This window comes from Sporacetigenium sp. TC11, from assembly GCF_058146105.1.
The window spans coordinates 519,569-544,502 of sequence record NZ_JBYVNY010000001.1 but is presented as its reverse complement, the minus strand read 5'-3'; the positions used below and the strand labels follow the sequence as shown (position 1 = coordinate 544,502).

At 30.1% G+C, this 24,934-nt stretch carries 14 protein-coding genes; all 14 read left to right on the top strand.

Annotated features, from left to right (window positions below):
* Positions 1-231 precede the first annotated feature (231 nt).
* The 14 genes from ACUSRV_RS02565 (at position 232) to ACUSRV_RS02500 (ending at position 24,919) form a co-directional block, all read left to right on the top strand.
* Positions 232-2,229 carry an S-layer homology domain-containing protein gene (locus ACUSRV_RS02565; RefSeq protein ID WP_490140346.1) on the top strand — a complete coding sequence of 666 codons (1,998 nt, stop codon included), beginning with the start codon at positions 232-234 and terminating at the stop codon, positions 2,227-2,229.
* 119 nt (positions 2,230-2,348) lie between these two features.
* A complete protein-coding gene (locus ACUSRV_RS02560) occupies positions 2,349-3,986 on the top strand; it encodes a family 10 glycosylhydrolase (protein ID WP_490140345.1) in 1,638 nt (545 codons plus the stop codon).
* A gap of 68 nt (positions 3,987-4,054) precedes the next feature.
* On the top strand, positions 4,055-5,101 hold the full coding sequence (locus ACUSRV_RS02555; RefSeq protein WP_490140344.1) for an S-layer homology domain-containing protein: 1,047 nt from the start codon (positions 4,055-4,057) through the stop codon (positions 5,099-5,101).
* A 326-nt stretch (positions 5,102-5,427) separates the two neighbouring features.
* Positions 5,428-10,929 (top strand): S-layer homology domain-containing protein, encoded by a 5,502-nt coding sequence (locus ACUSRV_RS02550; RefSeq protein ID WP_490140343.1) that lies wholly within the window; start codon positions 5,428-5,430, stop codon positions 10,927-10,929.
* Positions 10,930-11,174: 245 nt separating this feature from the next.
* A complete protein-coding gene (locus tag ACUSRV_RS02545) occupies positions 11,175-12,329 on the top strand; it encodes an S-layer homology domain-containing protein (protein ID WP_490140342.1) in 1,155 nt (384 codons plus the stop codon).
* A 34-nt stretch (positions 12,330-12,363) separates the two neighbouring features.
* Positions 12,364-13,032 carry an S-layer homology domain-containing protein gene (locus ACUSRV_RS02540; RefSeq protein WP_490140341.1) on the top strand — a complete coding sequence of 223 codons (669 nt, stop codon included), beginning with the start codon at positions 12,364-12,366 and terminating at the stop codon, positions 13,030-13,032.
* Positions 13,033-13,287: 255 nt separating this feature from the next.
* The gene (locus ACUSRV_RS02535; RefSeq protein ID WP_490140340.1) at positions 13,288-13,872 is read left to right on the top strand and encodes a sugar transferase; all 585 of its coding nucleotides are present in this window, start codon (positions 13,288-13,290) and stop codon (positions 13,870-13,872) included.
* 101 nt (positions 13,873-13,973) lie between these two features.
* Complete coding sequence (locus ACUSRV_RS02530) at positions 13,974-14,714, top strand: WecB/TagA/CpsF family glycosyltransferase (protein WP_490140339.1); 741 nt, start codon at positions 13,974-13,976, stop codon at positions 14,712-14,714.
* A 20-nt stretch (positions 14,715-14,734) separates the two neighbouring features.
* A complete protein-coding gene (locus ACUSRV_RS02525; RefSeq protein WP_490140338.1) occupies positions 14,735-16,660 on the top strand; it encodes a DUF5693 family protein in 1,926 nt (641 codons plus the stop codon).
* Between the two features lies 1 nt (position 16,661).
* Positions 16,662-17,735 carry a polysaccharide pyruvyl transferase CsaB gene (gene csaB, locus ACUSRV_RS02520; protein ID WP_490140337.1) on the top strand — a complete coding sequence of 358 codons (1,074 nt, stop codon included), beginning with the start codon at positions 16,662-16,664 and terminating at the stop codon, positions 17,733-17,735.
* A gap of 245 nt (positions 17,736-17,980) precedes the next feature.
* Complete coding sequence (locus ACUSRV_RS02515; protein ID WP_490140336.1) at positions 17,981-20,704, top strand: S-layer homology domain-containing protein; 2,724 nt, start codon at positions 17,981-17,983, stop codon at positions 20,702-20,704.
* 290 nt (positions 20,705-20,994) lie between these two features.
* Positions 20,995-22,296, top strand: coding sequence for a hypothetical protein (locus tag ACUSRV_RS02510; protein WP_490140335.1), 1,302 nt, complete (start codon positions 20,995-20,997; stop codon positions 22,294-22,296).
* On the top strand, positions 22,283-23,089 hold the full coding sequence (locus ACUSRV_RS02505) for a hypothetical protein (RefSeq protein ID WP_490140334.1): 807 nt from the start codon (positions 22,283-22,285) through the stop codon (positions 23,087-23,089). The genes ACUSRV_RS02510 and ACUSRV_RS02505 overlap by 14 nt, the downstream gene beginning before the upstream one ends.
* Positions 23,090-23,305: 216 nt before the next feature.
* Positions 23,306-24,919, top strand: a complete 1,614-nt coding sequence (locus ACUSRV_RS02500) for a putative polysaccharide biosynthesis protein (protein ID WP_490140333.1) — start codon at positions 23,306-23,308, stop codon at positions 24,917-24,919.
* Positions 24,920-24,934: the final 15 nt, after the last annotated feature.

Below are 24,934 nucleotides of genomic sequence, written 5' to 3'. Positions count from 1 at the left end.
CTTGAGCAACGGATCATCTTTTCAAGATCGTTGGCCACATGAGGGTCACGAATCTTTTAACTAATATCAATGTTGATTAAAATCATTCCTTCTTATATAATTAGATATGTAACTATATGAGATTATTTGTCTACAAAGGAATATTATTGTCTTTATTTACTCATCTATCTAATTGATCACCAAATAATACTTTAAAATATAAAAATAAAAATGAAAAGGACTGATATTAATTTGGCAAAAAATAAATTAATTATATCTGCTATTACCCTAAGTCTATTAGGAACAACGGTATCATTTGCAGAAGGTAGTAACAGAATAACAATAGAAAACCCGAACTATAAACTAGAAAAGTTTGAACCAAGAAAAGGAGCTTACTTGGGAGCATACACATTACAAGATAGCAATGTTTATAAAATGCATGGAGGTTTTAAAAAACAATATACTCAACAAGAATACTCAGGTATGATTGATGAATTTGAAGATTCAGTTACTGTTGGGGATGTAAAAGGTCTAGGAGAACATGCAGCATATTTCAAATATTTTGGGTATGTAACTGGTGACAAAGTAGACTTAAATAACTGGCTAAGTGCTGTAGTTAGTGAAGATGGAATTCCTCATATTGCTCTTGAACCCCAAGCTTTAACTAAAACTGGCAATGCACTTGATTCAATACAAAATGATAAAAAATTACGAGATTTTGCTAAAATGCTTGGAGAATACAAGCGTCCAATATTTTTAAGATATGCGTCAGAAATGAATGGTGATTGGGCTCCTTGGCACGGTGACAAGGTAATAGATGCAAATGGCAATGTGAAGATTGTAAAAAACAGCACTGCATATAAAGAAAAGTGGAGAATAGTTGCTAATGTTATGCATGAGTATGCCCCTAATGTAATTATGACATGGGTGCCGTTTCCTACTCCAGAACGTTATATAGATGAATACTATCCAGGTGATGCATATGTTGATTGGGTTGGAGTTAATGTTTATAACACTATGTATACAAATGGAGATATTAATAAACCTACTTTAACTGAGAATACAATATCTAAGTTAGATTATGTTTATAATAAATATGGGTATAAAAAACCTGTATTTGTTGGTGAGTTAGGTATTGCCCATGAGTCTAATTTATTAATAAATAATATATTTAAAAAATACAACAATATAACTGTTGCGCGGGAAAAATTATCTACATTCTACAATGGAATACAAAAAAATTATCCTCGTGTAAAAGCTGTTTTTTATTTTGATGTAAACAATATGACAGAAGAAACTATACCTGTAAGAAGACGTATTAGTAACTACTCCTTAACAACAAATCCTTTATATGCAAGCCTTTATAAGAAATTAACATCAAGTAACTACTTTATAAAGAAAGTAGATGCAAGTACAGAAAATGAAGAAGGTTCAAAAGAGTTAGAGGATATAATACTTCCATCAGGAAGAAAGGGTGATTTTGTTTCAATAAGAGATATTGTTAATGTACTTGGAGGCACAGTTAAAGAAGTAAAGAAAAACAACTCAACTTATATAGAATTTAATATATTAAATAAGAATTACTCATACAAGGTTGATAACTTAAATGGACTTAAATCAAATGGAATTAATTACATAAATATTTATACTTTTGATAAATTAACACCATTTAAACTAGTTAAAAAAGTAAATGATTATAAATTCATATATGAATATGGAAATTCTGGACCTATAGTATCCGGTGATATAGATAATCATTGGGCAAAAGAGTATATAGAAGATTTTAAAGAAAAAGGATATATTGGCGGATATGATGATGGAACATTTAGACCAAATAATTCTATAACTAGAGCTGAGTTTGTTACAATATTTAATAAAGCATTTGGACTATCTAAAACAAGTGGAAAAGTATTTAGTGATACAAAAACTCATTGGGCAAAAAATGAAATAGATAAGGCTGTAAGCAATGGGGTATGTAGCGGAAAGACATCAACAGAATTTAAGCCAAATGATCCAATAACAAGAGAAGAAGCTGCAGTAATGATAGCTAATTATAAGAAAGTATTAGATGTTAATTACGATAAAATAAACCAATACAAAGATAAAGGCCAAGTATCTAGTTGGGCTAAAAACTCAGTGGAAGCCTTAATAGAAAAAGGATTTATGGGCGGATATAGTGATGGAACATTTAAACCTAAAGGAAAAATAACAAGAGCAGAAGCTGTTGTAACATTAAGTAGAGTAAAATAAAATGTTTGTATTCAAAGAGCATCTACAAAAATAGATGCTTTTTTGTCGTATAATATAGAAAAAAGCAGAAATATATAGTAACATTGTTAGTGTACTCAATATTATGGGGGGGCTAACAGATGAAGAAAATACTAACATCAGTACTATGTTTTTGCTTATTATTTACGGGATTTGGAAGTTACGAAGTAAATGCAGCATCGGATGATATGAATGCTGCATGGATAACTACAATTTATAATAAAGATTGGCCTAGTAATAAAGTAAATATAGAAGAACAAAAACAACAAATGATAACAATATTAGATGAACTTAGAGCAACTGGAATAAATACTGTAATGTTTCAAGCTAGACCTAAGGCAGATGCATTATATAAATCTAATATAAATCCTTGGTCTGATGTATTGACAGGAACTCAAGGAAAAGATCCAGGATACGACCCATTAGAATTTGTAATACAAGAAGCAAATAAAAGAAATATGAATGTACATGTATGGCTAAATCCATATCGTGTAACGACTTCAGGAACAGATGTAAATGTATTAAGTAATAATCATCCAGCTAAGAAAAATCCTTCATGGGTTATACAACATGGTGGTGCTTTATATTACAACCCAGAACTACCTGAGGTAAAAAAACATATAGCAGATACAGTAGGAGAAATAGTATCTAATTATGATGTAGATGGAATAGTTTTTGATGATTATTTTTATCCTAGAAATTACCCACTACCATCAGGTGAGGGTAAAGATGGCAGTGTTGCTAATGCAAGAAGAAATCATGTAAATGAAACGATATCTTTAGTTAATAACAAAATTAATAGTATAAATACTAGTGTGAAATTTGGAATAAGTCCAAGTGGTATATGGAAGAACAAATCAAGTGATCTAACAGGTTCAGATACCAGTGGAAATGAAAGTTATTATTCTGACTTCGCAGACACTAGAAAATGGATAAAAAATAATTGGATAGATTATGTAGTTCCACAGATATATTGGCCAATAGGATTTACAATAGCAGATTATTCAAAACTTGTACAGTGGTGGTCAAATGAAGTTATTGGAACAAATGTAAGCCTATATATAGGCCATGGTATATATAAAGATGAAGTGGCAGTAGAGATAGATAAACAATTAGAATTAAATAGAGAGTATCCACAAATTAAAGGAAGTGTATTTTATACAACATCTGATATATTATCAAATAGACAAGGATGTAAGGACAAAATAAGAGATATCCTTAAAAACTTTATTGATATAAAAGGCCACTGGGCAGAAGGATACATAAAGTCGTTTACAAGTAGTGGATATATAAGTGGCTATGAAGATGGAACATTTAGACCTAATAGTTCAATTACAAGGGCTGAGTTTGTAAAAATACTTAATAATGTATTTGGATTAACTAAAACAAGTGGAAAAGTATTTAATGATACTCAAACTCATTGGGCTAAAGTTGAAATAGATATAGCTGTAACAAATGGAGTATGTAGTGGTAAATCAGCAACAGAATTCAAACCAAATGATTTAATAACAAGGGAAGAAGCAGCTGTTATGATATCTAATTATAAAAAATTATCAGATGCTAATCATGATAAAATAAATCAATATAAAGATAAAAGTCAGGTATCTGCTTGGGCTAAAAGCTCAGTTGAAGGTATGATAGAAAATGGATACATGAGTGGGTATAGTGATAATACATTTAAACCTAAAAATAATATAACAAGAGCTGAAGCAGTTGTTACTCTAAGTAGAGTAAACTAATATACAGAACTTTTCTTAATATTTGTCTATATTACTACAAAATAAATAATTATATTAGGGGGGATTTTATGAAACTTAAAAAACAACTTATGACAACGGCATTAACTGCAGTTATAGCATTTTCTGCTGTTATAGTACCAAGGGGCGTTACTTATGCGGGAAGTGAAATGAATGCAAATTTAAGTCAAACATTAGCTTTAAATGAGGCAAATCCAAAAGATTATATTCTTATAAACAAACTTTCAGAGCCTGGGTTTAACCTAATATCTTTACGTGATTCAGATGGAGAAGGTGGACATCTTTTAGGTTATACGGAGCATGCAAATATAGATGATAGATATGGAGAAATATCTTTTGCATATGCTGGTGCTGAGGTTAAGTTAAATTATATTACAATGGATTTATATAATGAAGTCAATGGAAAGTTGATTGAGGCAGATAGTTTTTATTGGAACGTATCAGGTAAAAGTGAAGATACACTTACTGTGGATATTGATAAATACCTATTAAATAAACCATACATATATATTAAAGCAGGTGCTACTGATAATATATATGGGCAACTTAAAAGTATCTCTTTATTTAAAATAAAAAATCCATTTTATGGCGATATAGCAGGGCATTGGGCTGAGTCTAGTATAATAGATTTTATGAATAAAGGATACGTAGGTGGATATGCTGACGGTTCATTTAGACCAAATAATTCTATAACAAGAGCTGAGTTTGTAACAATATTTAATAATAAATTTGGATTAACTAAATCAACTGGAAAAGTATTTAGCGACACAAAAACTCATTGGGCTAAAAATGAAATAGATATAGCAGTAAGTAATGGAGTATGTAATGGAAAGTCAGCGACACAGTTTAAACCAAATGATCCAATAACAAGAGAAGAAGCAGCAGTAATGATATCTAACTATAAAAAATTAGCAGATACAAATTACGATAAATTAAATAAATATAGTGATAAAGGTCAAGTATCTAGCTGGGCTAAGAATTCAGTAGAAGGTATGATGGAAAAAGGATATATGGGCGGATACAGTGATGGATCATTTAAGCCTAAAGGAAAAATAACAAGAGCAGAAGCAGTAGTAACTTTAAGTAGAGTAAAATAATATCAAAAAAGGAGTTTACCTTATGGTTAACTCCTTTTTTGATATTATTTTAATCAAATAAAGGGCAATAGATTGATTCTGCAATTCTATCGTGTATTCGCGTATTTAGACACTTATAATTGATTTTATGTGTGATTTTGGATAAAAATGACAAAAGCTAGAGGAAAATAGTTCGAAATGTAGAATATTATAAAATGAAATTATAGTAAATAGGGAGAGGTATATCAATAATAACAAATGGGATATTTGAGAAAGTAATAAGTTTAGTTATAAGCTTAGTTGCTCTTAAATACTTATGTAAAAAGCTATTAAACAGGGGGAAAGAGATGAAAATCAGGAGATTTACAAGTTTGTTAATGGCTATTATGATGGTTCTGTCGTTTTTTAATCAACCAGTATTTTCCATTTCAGCTATTAACACATCAAATGAATTGTTAAGCATTGATGAATCTACAGATGCTAATAACTCTTCGGATAGTGAAGAGCTACCTTCAAATTCTAATGAAATTCCAAGCAGTGAAGAACAAACAAACAACAGTGAAGAACAAACAAACAACAGTGAAGAACAAACAAACAACAGTGAAGAACAAACAAACAACAGTGAAGAACAAACAAACAACAATGAAGAACAAACAAACAGCAAGGAAGCATCAACCAATGTAGCGCCAGAAAATTATGAGCCTAAAAATACTTTTATAAAGAAGGGGTTTTCGGCATTTTCTGAAAATAATACACAAAAAAGAGTACTACTAATTGAAGATAACGATCCATGGAATACACAATCAAATCAAGTAGTTTTATCTGGAATAGCAGGGTTCGACAAGGTTAGCACATCGGAGTTTTTGTCAGTTGATTTATCTAAATATGGAGTAGTTGTGTTTGCAAATGATCAGCCATTTGAAACATATTCTAATTATACCCAATTTAAGGATTATCTAGAACTATTTGCCAAACTAGGAGGAGTTATTGTTTTTGGTGCAGCTGATGCTGGATGGGCAAACGGCAGCTTAATTGAAGATTTGCCTGGAGGAGTTAAAAAGACAAACCACTATGAATATCGAAATTATATTGCTGATGAGTCTCACCCTATTGTTACTGGTATTTTTACGGATAATAAGGTTTTACGAAATAGCGAACTTTACGAAAAGTATACTAGTCATGTTTCCTTTAACGAGGATACATTACCTCCAGGAACTAAAGTAATTTTACGAGAAAAAACAACAAATAAGCCAACTCTTATAGAATACCCTTTAGAAAAAGGTAGAGTTATAGCCTCTGGTCTTACATGGGAGTATAATTATGTAAATGGGGGTAGGTATATAGATTGGTTTTCATTCGAACAGTATGGAACATATGCCAAAACAGCCATGGAAGACATGTTCAAATATGCTATCCGAGTTAGTGATATTAGTGTTGATGATATAAAAGCTCTTAAAGAGTTTTACTTAAGCAACGCTGACCATCGTATTATTGTCACATCAAGAGAAACTACTCAGCCAATATCAGGTGTAACAGTGGAAGTTGATGGCGCTGAATTAGTGACAGATGATAATGGATCAATTCGCTACAAAGGTGCTTATGGAGAAAAGCTTGTTACTATTTCAAAGGATGGATACAGAACAGTTCAACAAAAATATAATTTACAGCAAAGAACAGCTCGTTTTATATTTTTAGAAGAAGCAACTCAAGACGGTTTACCGTACCTTACTAGAGTGCAAGATCGGGATACATATTTTGATTTACGTTCACAGACGAAACGTTTTATACAAGGTGACAAAGAAATGTTTTATCTAGAAGTTACAGGAGATTGGGGTAAGGAAGCTAAGGGCTCATATGTTCTGTATCAAGAAGGTGAAGCTGGTGGTCCTTCAGGAAAAAAATTAGAGAGCTTAACTGGTGAGTTTAATTTTGCACCAGGCCTTCAGTTAAATCCGGAACAGCCTGTTAAACTTAAGATGGTTTCAAAAAATGGGGTATCAAGTACTCCAATTAAGATTAATTTATTTATTGATGAATCAGAAGCTTCTTCTAAAAGACCAGGTTTAGAAGATTTAGAGAGTTTTCAAATTGCAGATGAACAACAAGGAACTGTAAATGATAGTTGGATGACTAGTGTTTTTCCAGGTGAATTTAATTTGAAACCACCATTTATGCCAGTTAATATGGCTAGAACTGTAGGTGATGACGGTACAGTGACCTGGAAAGGTACTATAGGTATAAAAGGAGATAACCTTGTAGATAAGGAGAGCAAGTGGCTTACATATAAAAACGATATAGAAAAGGCGAAAAAAAGTCAAGATAAATTGGCAGAATTACAACGGTTGATGACTGCCTATGGAGGAAAATCTGGATCATTTACTATTGAAAAGAAATTATGGAATCCGCAGGTAAATGCTATAGGTTTTATTGAAGTTAAAGTAGATAAAAAGGGTAATACTATTGAAAATAAAGGTGGAGTGTTATTAACAGGTAGTAACAAATCAGTATATTCAAGGCAGTTTTTATATGGTCCTGTTCCGATTTACATTGATTTAACTGGCCAAGTTGATGTTAAATTAAAGGGTGATTTAGAGTTCTCAGATGAAAAACAAAAGGTAATTCCTATTTCAGGAAATTTAACGATAACTCCTCAGGCGGCTTTAGGTGGAGGATTAGGGGTTTCCGGCTTGGTAACGGCTGGAGTTGAAGGAGGAATGGGAGTAGAAATCCAAATTATTCCAGATAACAAAGGATCATTAGAGGTGGCAGCTAAGATTAAATTCAATGCGCTATACATGGTTCAAAAAGAATTTACAATTGCCAAAGCAACAAAGTCATTATGGCCAGAAGCTAAATCGAATTTATTCAATGCAAATTATGAGCTTATTGAGTCTGAATTGTCATTAATTTCCCGTGATTATTCCAAAAAAACAACGAGTTGGAATGGTGTAAAACGAACAAAACTGGGTTCCTTAAATGCTGACCAGTCAGATAGTCTAATTTCCTTACAGGATTGGATTATGCCAAACACTATGCCTCAAATTACTAAAGTAGGCGATAAGCTAATAATGTTATTCCACTATGATGATGAGACAAGAAGCACTGGAAATAATACCGTATTAATGTATTCTGTCTATAATGATGATACATGGAGTGAACCAAAACCAGTTTGTGAAAGTGAAACAGCAGACTTATATTTCAAGACATTGGTGCATAATGATGAATTCTATGTAATTTGGCAAAAATCTAAAGATAAGGTAAGCCAAACGGAAGTAGATGATTTACTTGCTGAAGTCACGAAAAACAGTGAAATTAGTTTTGCTAAATGGAATAATAATACTCAATCTTTTGAAAGTCAACAGTTTATAACAGATAACTATTCACTTGATATGTATCCAACCATTACATCTAATGGTGGTAATGTTACTGCGTTATGGGTAAGCAACAGTGATAATAATCCTTTTGGAGAATCGGGAACTTATTCCATTATGAAAAGTACATTATCTAACGGGAAATGGTCTAATCCGTCACTTGTATACAAGACAACAGACTATATTACCGATTTAGCTGCTGGTTATATTAATGGGGATTTAAGAATTGCATATAGCGTACATAAAGAAGATATTCCAAATATATATCTTTTAGAAAATGGAAAAGCTACGCCTATTCCTAAAAGTACTTATGCAAACTCACTTAAGTTTGGAAAGAACGGCTTATATTGGCAGTCAAACGGAATTATATTTGAATACGATATTTCAAGTACTGTTATAAACACAATTAGCCCTGGTAAAGAAAAAGTCATAACATCATCATATCAAATGATAGAAAATGAGGACAAGTCTGCCATAGTATGGCTTAATGGAGGAGAAGAAAGCTCCACAGTGTATGCTTCCATAAGAACCTCTGATGGTTGGAGTGAGCCAATATCACTTTATAATAGTGAAGATTTCACTATTCAGTTTATGGATGTTGAATTGCTGGATAGCGGTGAATGGAAGATTATAATGAATAGGCTTGATTATATTGACGAAGAGCAGATGAATTCACTTGTTTTTGCCGATGTTAATCCTAAGACTGATACGCTTTTAAACTATGCGTATGCGGACGAAACCAAGAGAGTTGGAGACGTTCAGCCTATTGAATTCAGTGTTACAAATAATGGTGAAAATGATGTAAATACATTATCCTTGAAAATGATCAAAGATGATAATATTTATTTTGAAAAGGATATAGACTGCCAAATTAAGCCTGGAGAAACCGTAGTATTAACAGAAGACGTTGCTGTCTCAGATATTACGAAAGAAACAGACATCACTGTTTCAGTTGTTTCAAACGAAGAGAGTGATGAGGCTAATAATAGCGACGTTATAACATTAGGTTTGGTGAATGTGTCTGTAAAACTTACTCAGCATCGAATTGACAATAAGATTATTGTAACTGCTCAGGTTTCAAATAATTGTGAAATACCTGCTAATGTTGCAATAAGTGTAGTTGAAGATTCATTGGATGGTGTAACTCTTGATATGAAGAATATAGGTACATTAGATAACGAATCTGATTACATGTATGTCTACTCTATAGATTTAAATAATATCAATTTTGACGGTGCTGATAGTAAATATTACTATTTTAAAATCGATACTCTTGAAACTGATTTGAATGAATACGATAATTCAGATATAGTAGTTGCACTTAATGAAAAAGAAAAAGAGATTAGTAATGATCCAATTGAAGATATAAAAGTAACTAATGTCACTGGAGTAACTGTATCTCCTCAAACAGTGACACTAAAGCTAGATGATTTAGAAAACTCTAAAACCAAACTTGCTGCAACTGTAACACCTTCTAATGCTACTAATCTATATGTAAAATGGGAATCGGAGAACAGTGATGTGGCGAGGGTGGATCAAAACGGATTAGTTACTGCAGCTAGTGTTGGGGATACTAAAATTACGGCTACAACTTATGATGGCAAATTTGTTAGTACTGTAGATGTTACCGTAAGTGCCAAAGTAGAAAGTCATTCGTTGAATCTAGTAGCCAATACTGGCGGAAGCATTACAGTTGGCGAAAATGGTAATTATGAAAGTGGCACTGTAATAAATCTAACAGCAAAACCTGATGACGGCTATCGATTCAAAAACTGGACTTCCTCTAATGGAGGAACCTTTGGCAACGCTACTAGTGGAATTACGACTTTTACGATGCCACCTAATACAACTACTGTTACTGCAAATTTTGAACTTGAAGAACCTATAGATAAAAAACTATCATTAATTAAGTTAAGTGAAATTACCGAGTTATTTGAAGTTAATTTAAAAGATATTAAAAATCACTGGGCTGAAAAACAAGTTAACTCATTAGTTGAAAAAGGAATCGTTAAAGGATATAGCGATCAAACATTTAAACCAAACCAAAACATTACTCGTGCGGAAGTAACAGCACTTATTTCAAGAGTGATCAACGAAGAAGTAGATGTAAAAGATTCAATTGCGTTTAAAGATACGATTCCAAAGTGGGCAGAAGAAGTTGTCCGAATTGGCGTATCACTTGAGATAATTAGTGGATACCCAGATCAAACATTTAGGGCCAATAAAAATATTACTCGAGCTGAATTGGCAGTAATGTTAAATCGTCTCATCCAAAAAGTAGATTACAAGGCTCCTGCAAATCAACAAGTGAGTTTTGAAGATACCCTACCAAATTGGGCAAAAGATGATATTTTAGAATTAAGTAGTTATGGTTTAATTAATGGATATAGCGATGGAACATTTAAACCAAACAAAAGTGCAACTCGAGCAGAGGTCACAGCTATTATCCATAGACTATTAACGTCACAGGATAATTAGTTTTTAGTGAAATAGAGGTCTATCTTTTTCATAGAAGTAAGACTTTAGAAGCTGTTGAGAAGATTTATCTCAACAGCTTTTTTTCGGTTTAGTTGAGTTTTTACCTGCAAAAATACCTCCTTCAATTTTCAGTTCATTATTTTATAGGTGTTTTTGAGCTTGAAAAATAAGTTAATTAAAGGAGAATAATGTCGGATATAGAATTTTATTAAAGGGATTTTTAATAAATTGAGAGGAGAATATCAATGAAGACAAACAGAATATTTAAGAAAATAATAAGTTTAGCTATAAGCTTAGTTACTGTTGCAAGTGTATTTAGCCTTTCAAATTCATATGCAGCCACAAACGATTGGAGTAATCACTGGGCAAACGACAATATACAAGAGTTTATGGAAAAAGGATATATAGGTGGATATAGCGATGGAACATTTAGACCAAATAACTCAATAACAAGGGGAGAATTTGTAAAGATATTTAATAAAGTATTTGGATTAACTAATAAAAGTGGAAAAGTATTTAACGATACAAAAACTCACTGGGCAAAATACGAAATAGATATAGCGGTAACTAATGGAGTATGTAACGGAAAATCAGCAACAGAGTTTAAGCCAAATGATCCAATAACAAGAGAAGAAGCAGCAGTAATGATAGCAAATTATAAAAAAATAGCAGATAATTATTTAGATAAATTAATGGGATATGCTGATGGCGAACGAGTATCTAGTTGGGCTAAAAGTTCAGTAGAAGGTGTAATAGAAAAAGGATATATGGGAGTAGGAAGTGGGGAATTTAAATATAACGCTAAAATAACAAGGGCTGAAACAGTAGTTACTTTAAGTAGAGTAGTAGGTCCAGGACCTGCACTACCAGAACCTGTATCAATAGAAGCAACAACATCTTCAAATAGTACTAGTGCCAATGCTAATGTGAGCTGGCGAGCGGTAGAAGGAGCAGAATGGTATGATTTATATAGAGCAACATCAGGAGCAGGTCCCTATACAAAGATATCAACAACTACTCAACCAAGTTACAATGACACTGGACTTACAATAAATAAAACTTATTACTATAAAGTTAAAGCATACACAACTACTGAAACTGGAAAAGGATACAGTGATTTTTCATCAATACAAAGTATTCCAACTCCTAAAAATCCTAATGCCTTATTTAGAAAAAAAGGGGACGGCTATATGAGTGTTATCGTATCTGAGAACCCGGGATGGATTCAGCCTTTGGATGGTTCAGCTAGTGATGTAGAAATTTATATGAAGGATTCTCAAATCTGGATTACATATTATAATATGGGTGTAACTTCTGTTTTTGATTCTAGTATAGAACTTGACGTAAAGGTGGAATCTACAGGTGAGATTCTTTTCCACAAAGATCGAACAAATTACTAAATAATGATTATATTGTTATAAAGGGAGGAATATAATGGTTCAAAAACTAAATAAATCTATACTTGGAATATTAATAACAGTATTATGTTTTACAGGTATAGGAATTAAAAATGATAGCTATGCTGTAAATGATTGGGTCGATCACTGGGCAAAGGAATACATACAAGAATTTATAGACAAGGGATATGTAACTGGATATAGTGATGGGTCATTTAAACCAAATAACTCAATAAATAGAGCTGAATTTGTAAAGATATTTAATAAAGTATTTGGATTAACTAATAAAAGTGGAAAAGTATTTGATGATACAAAAACTCACTGGGCTAAAAATGAAATAGATATAGCAGTAACTAATGGAGTATGTAATGGTAAATCGGCAACAGAATTTAAACCAAATGATTTAATAACAAGGGAAGAAGCATGTGTAATGTTAGCTAATTATAAGAAATTAGCAGATGAAAATCACGATAAGATAACTACATATAAAGATAGTGGCCAAATATCTAGTTGGGCGAAAAGCTCTGTGGAAGGCCTAATAGAAAAGGTATTTATGCTTGGATATGGAGATGGAACATTTAGACCAAAAGAAAAAATAACAAGAGCAGAGGCGTTAATAACAATAAATCGAATATTTAATAATAGACCAGTAGTAATTATTCCAGACCCAGATCCAAAACCTAGCACTATAGATTTAGAAAACTAAATATAATTCTTTTAAAAGCACTTAACTATATTAGTTAAGTGTTTTTATTCTTTTAATTACAAATTATATATAACGATATGTATAAATTTGTAAAAAAATAACTAAATACATATACAAGAATGCAAAAAAATGATAAAATTTAAGGCGCGAATATTACAAAAATTATCAGAAAATAAGTATAAGTTTACCTTTATATACAAAAATTATAACTATTAAGTATAATATTAAAATAGTTATAATATGGAGAAATCAAAAATGTATAAAAAGGTTGATAATACAATGAAAAGAAGTATAGATATTATAGGTTCATTATGCGGAATTGTATTACTTTGCCCAATATTAATTTTAGTAGCAATATTAATTAAGGTTGAATCACCTGGACCGATAATATTCAAACAAACTCGTATAGGAAAAGATAGCAAGCCATTTAATATATATAAATTTAGAAGTATGAAAATAGATGCGCCTAATTTAGCTACAAAGGATTTTAATAATTTAGATATGTATGTTACAAAAATAGGAAAGTTAATAAGAAAAACAAGTATTGATGAACTACCTCAATTACTCAATATCATAAAAGGTAACATGAGTATAGTTGGACCTAGACCAGTTATAGAAATAGAAAACGACCTTTTAGAGCTAAGAAGAGCTCATGGTGTTGATCAAGTGTTGCCAGGAATAACTGGGTTAGCACAAATTAATGGAAGAGATTCTATAAATATAGAAACTAAAGTTAAATACGACTATGAATATGCAACTAAAAGAAATGTAAAATTAGATATATACATTATAGCAATGACATTATTAAAGGTAGTAAAGGCATCTGACATAAAAGAATAAAAGTTAAAAAGAACTTGCTATGCTAATCTAATTACGAAATAATAGATTAGCATTTCTATTTATAAAACCAAGGACATTTAATCATTAGGAGATGTGAACATATGAAGGAAAAATACGTAGATATACTTGATATTAATTTTTTAAGTGTAAAGAGAAATGAGTTGTTAGACTTAATTGAACAAAGAGTTAATAATGAACAAAAAACTTTTGTAATAACTGCAAATGCTGAAATAGCTATTTACACCAAAGAAAATCAACATTATGCTGATTTATCAAAAAAAGCTACTTACATAATTCCAGATGGTATAGGTGTAGTAAAGGGAGCTAAACTCCTTAATAAACATATACCTGAACGTATACCTGGTGTTGAATTAATGGTTGATTTAATACAAAGTGCAGAAAAAAATAATAAAAAAGTTTATTTTTATGGGGCAAAGCCTGAGACAATTGAAAAAATGGTAAATATACTAAAGGAAAAATATCCAAAGTTAAATATAATAGGATATCACCATGGATACCATGACGATAGTGATAACAAGATTATGAATGAAGTTATAGATTTAAAGCCTGATTATATATTTGTTGCCAAAGGATGTCCACTTCAAGATGAATGGATAGTAAAAGTTTTAGATCATGTTGATAAAGGTATGTTTATGGGGGTAGGAGGTAGCTTTGATGTTATCTCAGGAAATGTAAAAAGAGCACCTGAAATATGGATAAATCTTAATTTAGAATGGTTATATAGAATTGTAAGTGACCCAAAGAGAATAGGAAGATCAACTGCATATCCAAGGTTTGTTATGGCAGTTATGGCTGAAAGACTTAAAAATAAAGATAAGTAATAAAATAGGGAGGTGGTTTGGTGAAGAAAAATATAAAGCAAATATTTTTATGTTTATTTGTAATTGGATTAATTGCGGGGAGTCCAATTATATTTAATCGTATAAAGTATGAAGTATCAAATTCAACTTATGAAGTAGCTATAGATATGAAGTCTATTGTAGATCTAGAAGAAGGTGATTTAAATAGATTTTATAAAGATATGAAAAAACAAAAGATATCTACTGTAGTGTTTAATAATGTAAACCTAGAGTACTTATCAAAATATAGAGATATAGAATATATGAATGTAACTGAATTTGAAGAGGACTATGAAATAAATAGTTCTTTAACAAAAGACGCAAACAAAAATCATATAGTTGTTAGATTAGGGAAAGCTGATTTCCTTAATAAAGAAATAGATGTAATGAAACAATATTTTAAAGGATGCAAAAGCATAGAAGATAATAAAGATATATTCTTTTATATTAATTTACCTATTAGTACATATGCCAACGAATATGAAAATCAATTACTAAATCCAATATTAACTACTAAATTTTTTATAGACAATAAAGGTATAAAAACTGTACAAGACAAAGATTTTGTACCTATGATTGGGGTTACTAATGTAGAGGAAAAAGGAATCCAAGATATAATTGTAAGTCAAATAATTGATTTATCTAAAGAATACAATATAGATAAAGTTCAATTAAGGGGAGCAGAAGTAATAGGGTTTCCTAAAAATAATGATAAATATTTAGAAGAGTTTAAAGAAAATGATATATCTTTAGTTACAACTGAGTTTCAAACAAAAACTGGATTGAATCCTTATTTAGAAAATGGTTTAGGCAATACAATAAGGGGACATGAAGTACGCGTAAATGAAACAGATTTAACAGAATATGAGTTAGAAGCAAGAATTGCTAGGGCTGTAAAAGAAAGAAATATGTCAGTAATAGTTTTAAAGGATTTTATTGACTATAGCACTCATGAAACTATAGATACTAGTGTAGAAACAGCATTAGATAGTATAGACGGAGTTAAAGGGCAGTTAGATAATATATTTAACATAGGAATAGCCAAACCTATACCTAAGATGGATAGATACTTGATATCTGAGGTATTTATAGCGCTTAGTGTATCATCTATGGTAGGTTTAATAGCTTTAAGTATATTAAAAGATAATAAGCTATCTATAATGTCAGCAGCTATAGTGTTTATATTTGCATTAGCTACTATTATATTACAAGTAAATATAGCTATAAAATTATATGCATTGTTTAGTGCAATAGTAGGTGCTGTGTTAGCTATAATTATCCCTTGGAAAAGTAAAATAAATTCTATAGCAGTCAAATATATATATAGTTCAATATTAGCATTATGTGCAGGAATTATAGTTAGTTGTATAATGTATGGAACGGGCTATATGCTTAAGTTACAAGCATTTGCTGGAGTCAAACTTTTATATGTATTGCCTCCTATATTAATAGCTTTATGGGCTTTAATTGATGATAAAGATATGGATATTAGATCAATAAAAGTTTCAAATATTATAAAGAGACTTAAGTGGTATCATTATATAGGTATTGTTATTGTAATTTTAGTAGGATATATATATATAAATAGAAGTGGAAATTCAGGAAATGCCAGTGAATTTGAGCTTTATATTCGTACTATGTTAGAAGAAATATTGTATGCTAGACCTAGAACCAAAGAATTTATATTAGGTTACCCAATGCTATTAATAGGATATTATTTATATAAGAAAAAATTTGAGTATTCTCGATTTGTTATGGCACTTGGAGCTATTGCTACAATGTCTACAGTAAATTCATTTACTCATTTGCATACTCCATTTTTATATTCACTAATAAGATCTGCATACGGTGTTATTTTTGGCGCTATAGTAGGCATTATTTATATAATAATTTTAAATATAATGAAGAAGTTTACTAAGGAGGCCTAATATGCGTTTAGTAATTTCTGGATACTACGGATATCATAATATTGGAGATGAAGCTATTCTAAAATCAATTATCAACTCTCTTAGAGTACAAGATCCTGATATTAAGATTACAGTTTTATCTAATGATATAGAACATACAAAGAAGACTTATAATGTAGATGCAATTAATAGGTGGAATCTACCTAAGATATATAATGAATTAATGAAAAGTGATGGTTTGATTAGTGGAGGAGGTAGTTTACTACAGGATGCTACTAGTGCAAGACCTATAACTTATTATACATCTATAATAGGACTGGCAAAAATGGCTAGAAAACCTGTGTTCATATATGCACAAGGAGTAGGTCCTATAGATAGAGATTTTAATAAGAAGATAGCTGGATATTTCTTAAATAAATCAAATGTTATAACTTTAAGAGATAATGAATCCTTAGAGTTAGTTAGAAGTATAGGTGTTAAAGATAGTATAGATATAGTTCCAGATCCTGTAATGGGATTTAGTATAGAAGGCTTTGAATCTAGTATATGTGATAAATATAAGGGAAGAAATTTTGTTACTATAAGTGTTCGTGATTGGAGTAAGGCAAAAACTGATTTTCTTGGGAAAGTAGCTAAATCATGTGATAATATAGCTAGAACCGGAGTAGAAATAGTATTTGTTCCTATGCATGGAGAACATGATGAAAAGATTTCTAAAGATGTAGTAAATATGATGAAAGAAAAAGCAGAAGTATTTCCAGGTAATGCAACTATAGAAGAAAAAATACTATGTATAAAGCTTTCAAAGTTAATAATAGGGATGAGGTTACATGCTTTAATATTTGCAGCAACTGTTAATACACCTATGATAGGTATATCATATGATCCTAAAATAGATTCTTTTTTAAATTTAGTAAACCAACCTTGTATAGGTAGTGTAGATGAAGAATGGAATCCTGAGGATTTAGCAGATAAAGCTAAGTATATATTAGAAAATCATAAGTTAATGCAAGAAGAGTTAGAAAAGAGTTCAAAGAAGCTTAAGGATTCTGCTATGGAAACAGCAAAGAAAGCCATAGCATTATTCTCAAAATAATAAATTATGAGGGATCAAACGAGGATTGCCTCCACTCTGAAAAGTCGTATTATATACGACTTTTTTTATTTAAAATTAACATAGTTGGTATTTTTCGATATATGAAATTTATATTATTCAAAAATTCTTGATTAAAATATACAATATAACCATATTTTGTTAAAATGGTAAAGAAACTAATAAATATAATGATATTATATTGCTTAATAAGTATATTTAGGTTGAATATTGGGGGGAAAAACTATATGAAAAAAATAAAAGTAATACTGATACTTTTATTAGTATTTGGTACGTTTGGATTAAATCACAAATTATATGCAACTGAAAATAACTCAAGTCAAATGGAACAAAATAGTTTAGTTGGAGAAAAGTATGAAAAACAAAAAAGACTGTCTATAAAAAGCCTTAGTCTACAAGAAAATCATGATATACCTGAGGAAGTTAACGATGACTTAAATGCATTGTCTAATATAAGCTATATAAAGTTAATGACAGATTCTAACTATGAAATAGCACTGGCATATGAAAATGGAGATTATACATACCTAGATAGTACTGATACAATAGAACAAGCTATTGAAATTGCTAACAATGCAAAAAATAATGTAGAAGGAAATGTTATTCCAGCCGTAATAAATAAAGATGGATTAGTGGTTTATGCAACTGAGGCTATAGGAAGAATTGTAAAGATTATTGATGGAAGAGTTGTAGATTATGGAGAGGCAGATTACAACAATTATACAACTAAGATATATAGAAGTTCAACAACAATTTATGATTTTGCCGGTATTAATCATGGATTTATAGACGATGTTCCTATTATACAAGATAGTGGAAATAGAGTTAAGGTACAAGTTAACGGGTTAACTGGATGGGTAGATAAAGAAGATGATAAAGGAGTTAACATAATATATGTACCTATAAATCAAGCTAACAATCTTAGTTATTATACTACAAGTGATATTACTAAAAATGATAAAAGAAGTTTAAACCATTATATAAGTTATGATGTAGAGAATAGTGGTAAAGGAAATATTAGAACTATAGGGGTTGCACCTTCTTTTATGGAAGTTGGCAAGAAATACTACAGTTATGATTGTAAATATTTTTATAATAATATAAATGATTTATTAAATGATTTGAAAAATAATAATCACGATAATGCAGTAAATAAGGACAATCCATATTATAATTATTATACATATATATCAGCAAGACAGAAGAGCATATATTCAGTAGAAGAAATAAATGATTACATAGAAAATAAGATAGACTTAAATGACAAGTTTAAAAACAGTGTTTTGAGGAATAAAGGAAAGGCTATTGTAGATGCGCAAAATAAATACGGCGTAAGTGCAAATTTAATACTTGGAATTGCTATGAATGAATCAAATATAGGGATTTCTAATATTGCATTTGAGAAAAATAATATATTTGGATTAGGAGTATATGATAATGGTTCAATTACAGGTTATACATTTGAAAATATAGAGTCATGTATAGAAAATTTTGCAAAAGAGTGGATGCATGGTCAATTTTTAAATCCTAAATCTAGCAACTATAACGGTTCTAGTTTAGGAAACAAAGGTACAGGTATTAATGTAAGATATGGAACTGATCCATTTTGGTCAGAAAAAGCTGCAGATTATATATATGAAATGGACAGATATATAAGTGGAGAAAAACCTTTAATAGAATATAATAGACATCAAATCGGTATATATACATCGATAGATACAGTTAAAGATATTAATGGTAAATCTTTATATGATATAGTAAAAGATCGTTATTTCATTGGTAATTATAATGGTCAGATAGGAGAGCCTGTAATAGTATTATCACAATCAAATGATAGAGTAGCAATGTATCCAGATAGACAAGTACCTATAAATGAAGTAAATCCGGAAATTTATAATTGGAATTTGAATGGATATGTAAATTCATCGAGTGTAAGTTTAATAAATGAAAAAGCAGAAAATCAAAGAGAGTTTACTAATTTTACTGTTAATAATGTAAAAGTAACATCATCATCTATTACAGGAAAAGGAGTATATGATGCAACTGTAAGTGCTTATGTTGATGGAAACCAAATAGGAGACTCAGTTGTTATAGATACAACAGAAAATTTCACCATAAATATACCACCTCAAAAACTAGATACCAATATAGTAGTAGAAATCAGTAAGGATGAATATAAATCTTTACCGAAAACTGTTACTGTAAGTAATAAAAAACCAGTAATAAGTGCAAGTGACATAACAATAAAAGTTGGAGAAGAGTTTGGTCCAATGGATGGAGTTATAGCAACAGATGAAGAAGATGGAAATATAACAGATAAAATAGAAATAGTAGAAAATACAGTGGATCCAAGCAAAGTAGGAATTTATAAAGTGGTATATACAGTAAGCGATAGTGACGGAAATACAGTTGTAAAGGAAGTAAAAGTAACTATAGGCTTTAAAGATATACAAGGGCATTGGGCAGAATCATCAATAATGGATTTTATAAATAAGGGATATGTAGGTGGGTATACTGATGGAACATTTAGGCCAAATAACTCAATAACTAGAGCTGAGTTTGTAACAATATTTAATAAAGCATTTGGATTAACTACAAAAAGTGGAAAGATATTTAGCGATACTAAAACTCACTGGGCTAAAAATGAAATAGATGTAGCTGTAAGTAATGGTGTATGTAATGGTAAAACAGCAACACAATTTAAGCCAAATGATCCGATAACAAGAGAAGAAGCATCTGTAATGATATCTAACTACAAGAAATTAGCAGATGCAAATCATGATAAAATAAATCAATATAAAGACAAAGGTCAAGTGTCTAGTTGGGCTAAAAACTCAGTAGAAGGTATGATAGAAAAAGGCTATATGAGCGGATATAGTGATGGAACATTTAGACCAAAAGGTAAAATAACAAGAGCAGAAGCGGTAGTGACATTAAGTAGAGTAAAATAAGAACTTTAGGAAAAATTAAATATCAAAAATCGTGGATAGGACTCCTACGATTCGCCCCACCATTGAAATCCACAAAAAGGTATTGACCAAAGAGTCAATGCCTTTTTTATTCAATTGTCAGCTGACTTTTACGAAATACAAAAATATACTTATAAAATTTTATGTTACCTGCTAAACTATTCAATATATTTCAGAATCTAATATTCAAAATCTTATTTCAACTATATAACTAATATTTTGTCGTGATATAATATTTATAAAATACAGATTTTTACAAAGGAGACTACATATTGAGTAAAATAAAAAAATCACTTTTTAAATACTTGTATAAAGCATTTACTGAACCTATGATTGAGTTTTTCTTTATGTTAGTATTTATTGCTATTTTATGTTGGGTATTAAAATTAAACATATGGAAATTTTTTAGTAAAATTGATTTAACAGTATTTATTGCAATAATTATTGCCTTTATTGTGAATGTATCTACAAATTTAATTTCAAAATGTTTGCGAAAGAAGATCGAGGATGTCATCAAGTTGTCGGATGACTATGACATATTAATTAAACAGTATCCATGCCAAGAGATGATAACCTATAACAATAAACAGGAACCTAATATAAAGTTATTTAGAAAAATAATTAAAGAGAATAATAAAAATCCTATAAAAATTCCTGTTATATTAGAACAGTTACTAATTGAAACTAATATAAATGTTATAGACTCAAAAGATAAGCAATATAAATTACCAGAAATTATTAAAGATAATTACGAGACAATTATGAAGGCACATGAGTTTTCAGATGTTTACAACCAATTAAATATTAGGTTGGACAATTATAAATTTGATTCTGAAAAAAACTTGCTAACACTAGAAACTTCACGTACTACATATTTTGATTCACTTGTGACGAATCGAGCTATGGATTATAAGTGGGGCTTAAAGAGTTCGAATAGAGAATTGCTAGACTATGGTCCATATGTACATTCATTAAGTGAATCGAAACTTTCTAATCATTTAGGATTCAATGGCTTTGTTGAAACTTCAGATGGTAAGATTATTTTTGTGCAGAGAAATAATGATGTTTCGATTGGAAAAGGAACATTGGGGAATAGTATAGGAGCATCTTTAAAAACGATGTATGCTTTAGATGATAATAAAAATTTTACAGAAGCTATGCTAATAAATAGTATGGAGAAAGAACTAGAGGATGAACTAAGTATTCCAAATGACTGTTATGAATTTTCTTCAAAAAATATTATTGCTATTTATCGTGATTTAGTAGAAGGAGGTAAGCCTCAGTTATTGTTTTATGTAAAAATAAAGAAATCATCGGAAGAAATAAAAGAATTATTTGATACTGATAATAAAAGGAAAAATAAAAAATACTTACAAAGTAAACTAAAAAAGGATGGAAATAAACTTATTTTTATCGATATTGATAAACTTGGGGAAATCCTTATTTTTCCAGAATTAATTATTTACAATAAAAAACAATATTTAACTATGCCAAGTGCTTCAGCTGCCATTGTTATATTAATAAAATATTTCAAAGAAAAAAAGAAGGAAGTAAACACTAGTGAGAATAATTGAACATCTTATAGTTGGTAAAAAACAAGACCAGAATTTTTGTGAAGACGGAATATTTATAAATGAGCATTTTATTGCTGTCATTGATGGTGTCACATCAAAAGGAACGCATCTATGGAATGGTTTTACAAGTGGGGTATATGCAAAAAATATTATTTTAAATTATCTGGTAGATGCACCATTTAATATTGATGCGAAACAACTATTGTCTAATTTAAATAGGGTATTATCTGAAGAATTTATTAATGTAAAAACTGAGGATGAAATAAAAGAATACTTACGTGCATCGATTATTGTTTTTAGCAACTATTATAAAGAAATATGGGCATTTGGCGATTGTCAATGTATGATAAATGAAGAAACTTATACACATTCTAAAAAAATAGATTATTTGAACTCAGAAATTCGTTCAATGGCAATCAAGGGTTTTCTAAAAAGTGGAGTGAACCTTGAAGAACTAACAAAATATGACAGAGGAAGAGAATTGATACTGCCATTTTTAGAAATGCAACTACTTTTTGAAAACACGGACGATGATTTGGGATATCCAGTATTGAATGGACGACAAATTAATATGAACTCATTGAAGCGATATAGTGTTAAAACAGGTGATTTAATAGTATTAGCTAGTGATGGATATCCAAAACTTTTTCCTACGCTTGAGAAGAGTGAGGCATATTTGAAGAAGATTATAACTGAAGACCCAATGTGTTATTCATTATATAAGTCTACGAAAGGATTGGCTATCGGACAGAATAGTTTCGATGACAGGACATATGTTAAATTTGTGGTGTAAAGGTATAACAAGTAAGGTTACTATTAGTATTAATTTTATTAGCTATAAATAATGGTAATTAAATTATAAATAATATAACAAAATATTGTACGGAACTAAAACTAGAGAATGCTAATCTCTAGTTTTTTTATTTAAAATATTAAGTTACAGGTATTTAATTTAATCTAAGTATATGATATATTAAAATTTGACATAAAATAACATGGAGGCAAATTAATGGACAATAATAGTAGTAAAGATTCATTTTTAAAAGGTGCCCTTATACTAGGATTAGCTGGAATATTAGTTAAAATAATAGGTGCTTTTTTTAGAATACCTCTTGGAAATTTAATTGGAGCGGAAGGTATGGGATATTATCAAGCTGCATATCCTGTATATACATTGTTTTTAACATTGGCAACTGCAGGGTTTCCAACTGCATTAGCAAAATTAGTATCTGAAAAGATGGCTATAGGAGATCATCAAGGAGCCCATAATATATTTAAGGTATCTTATATGGTATTGATTATAACTGGGTTTGTTTCTTTTTTAATATTGTTATTTGGTTCTAAGTATATAGTTAATAATGTTATGCATAATCAAAATGCATATTATTCTATGTTGGCTATATCTCCAGCATTATTGTTCGCACCTGCAATGGCTGCTTATAGAGGGTACTTTCAGGGAAGAAGGGAAATGAGCTATATAGCTATGTCCCAAATAAATGAACAAATATTCAGAGTAATTTTAGGACTAGGTCTTGGATATTTCTTAATGAAGTCTTATGGACCATCACTAGGAGCAGCAGGTGCTATAATGGGTGCTACAATAGGAACTATTGCATCTATGCTTTATTTAATATTTGTATATTTTAGAAAGAAAAGTGAAATAAAAAGAGATATAGAAAAAAGTAATCATTTTGAGAAAGATAATGTATCAAAGGTATTAAATAGTTTACTAACAGTAGCTGTGCCAATAACTATAGGAGCAGCAGCTATGCCTTTAGTAAATATAGTAGATAATGTTATAGTTATAAGACAATTAGAGGTAGCTGGCTTTTCAAATGCAAATGCAAATATATTATTTGGTCAGTTAACAGGTATGGCTATGTCTATTATAAATCTTCCTACAATAATAACCTTATCTATGAGTATGAGTTTAGTTCCATCTATATCTCAATTACATGCTAGAGATGACGAAAATGGAATTAAGGAAGAAATTAAAAATGCTATAAAGTTAACTTTATATATAGTTCTTCCTGCTGCATTTGGATTGGCATCATTGGCAACACCTATAATGCAATTGTTATATCCTAATGAACCATCTTCAATAGGTATGATATTGTTGGCTTTGTCACCTTGTGTTATATTCCTTGGTTTGATGCAAACTTTAAATGGAATACTTCAAGGTATAGGAAAGCCTATGGTACCTGTAATTGGTTTAGTTATAGGTATATTATTTAAGGTAGTTATAAGTTATGTTTTAACATCAATGCCAGGTATAAATATTATAGGTTCTGCACTCGGAACTGTCGCTGCATACCTTATAGCTGTTATATATGAGTTATATTATATAAAGAAATATGCTAAGGTAAGTCTTTCTATAAAAGAGTTTTTAATAAAGCCACTTTCAATAGTAATTATTATGAGTGGAGTGGTTATATTAAGTTATAATATACTAGGTAATTTATTAGGTGCTAAATTAGTAACTGTTTTAGCTATAGCTATAGGTGGGTTAGTATACGTTATAAGTATATTCTTAGTAGGTGCAATAACTAAAGATGAGTTAGTTAAAATGCCTAAGGGAGTAAAGATTTATTCTATACTTAAAAAAGTTAAGCTTATGAAGTAATAAATAAAGGAGATA

Bases quoted from the DNA above. Each gene is read 5' to 3' on its own strand.
- ACUSRV_RS02560 (WP_490140345.1), top strand. From the start codon at position 2,349: ATGAAGAAAATACTAACATCAGTACTATGTTTTTGCTTATTATTTACG.
- ACUSRV_RS02555 (WP_490140344.1), top strand. From the start codon at position 4,055: ATGAAACTTAAAAAACAACTTATGACAACGGCATTAACTGCAGTTATA.
- ACUSRV_RS02550 (WP_490140343.1), top strand. From the start codon at position 5,428: ATGAAAATCAGGAGATTTACAAGTTTGTTAATGGCTATTATGATGGTT.
- ACUSRV_RS02545 (WP_490140342.1), top strand. From the start codon at position 11,175: ATGAAGACAAACAGAATATTTAAGAAAATAATAAGTTTAGCTATAAGC.
- ACUSRV_RS02540 (WP_490140341.1), top strand. From the start codon at position 12,364: ATGGTTCAAAAACTAAATAAATCTATACTTGGAATATTAATAACAGTA.
- ACUSRV_RS02535 (WP_490140340.1), top strand. From the start codon at position 13,288: ATGTATAAAAAGGTTGATAATACAATGAAAAGAAGTATAGATATTATA.
- ACUSRV_RS02530 (WP_490140339.1), top strand. From the start codon at position 13,974: ATGAAGGAAAAATACGTAGATATACTTGATATTAATTTTTTAAGTGTA.
- csaB (WP_490140337.1), top strand. From the start codon at position 16,662: ATGCGTTTAGTAATTTCTGGATACTACGGATATCATAATATTGGAGAT.
- ACUSRV_RS02515 (WP_490140336.1), top strand. From the start codon at position 17,981: ATGAAAAAAATAAAAGTAATACTGATACTTTTATTAGTATTTGGTACG.
- ACUSRV_RS02500 (WP_490140333.1), top strand. From the start codon at position 23,306: ATGGACAATAATAGTAGTAAAGATTCATTTTTAAAAGGTGCCCTTATA.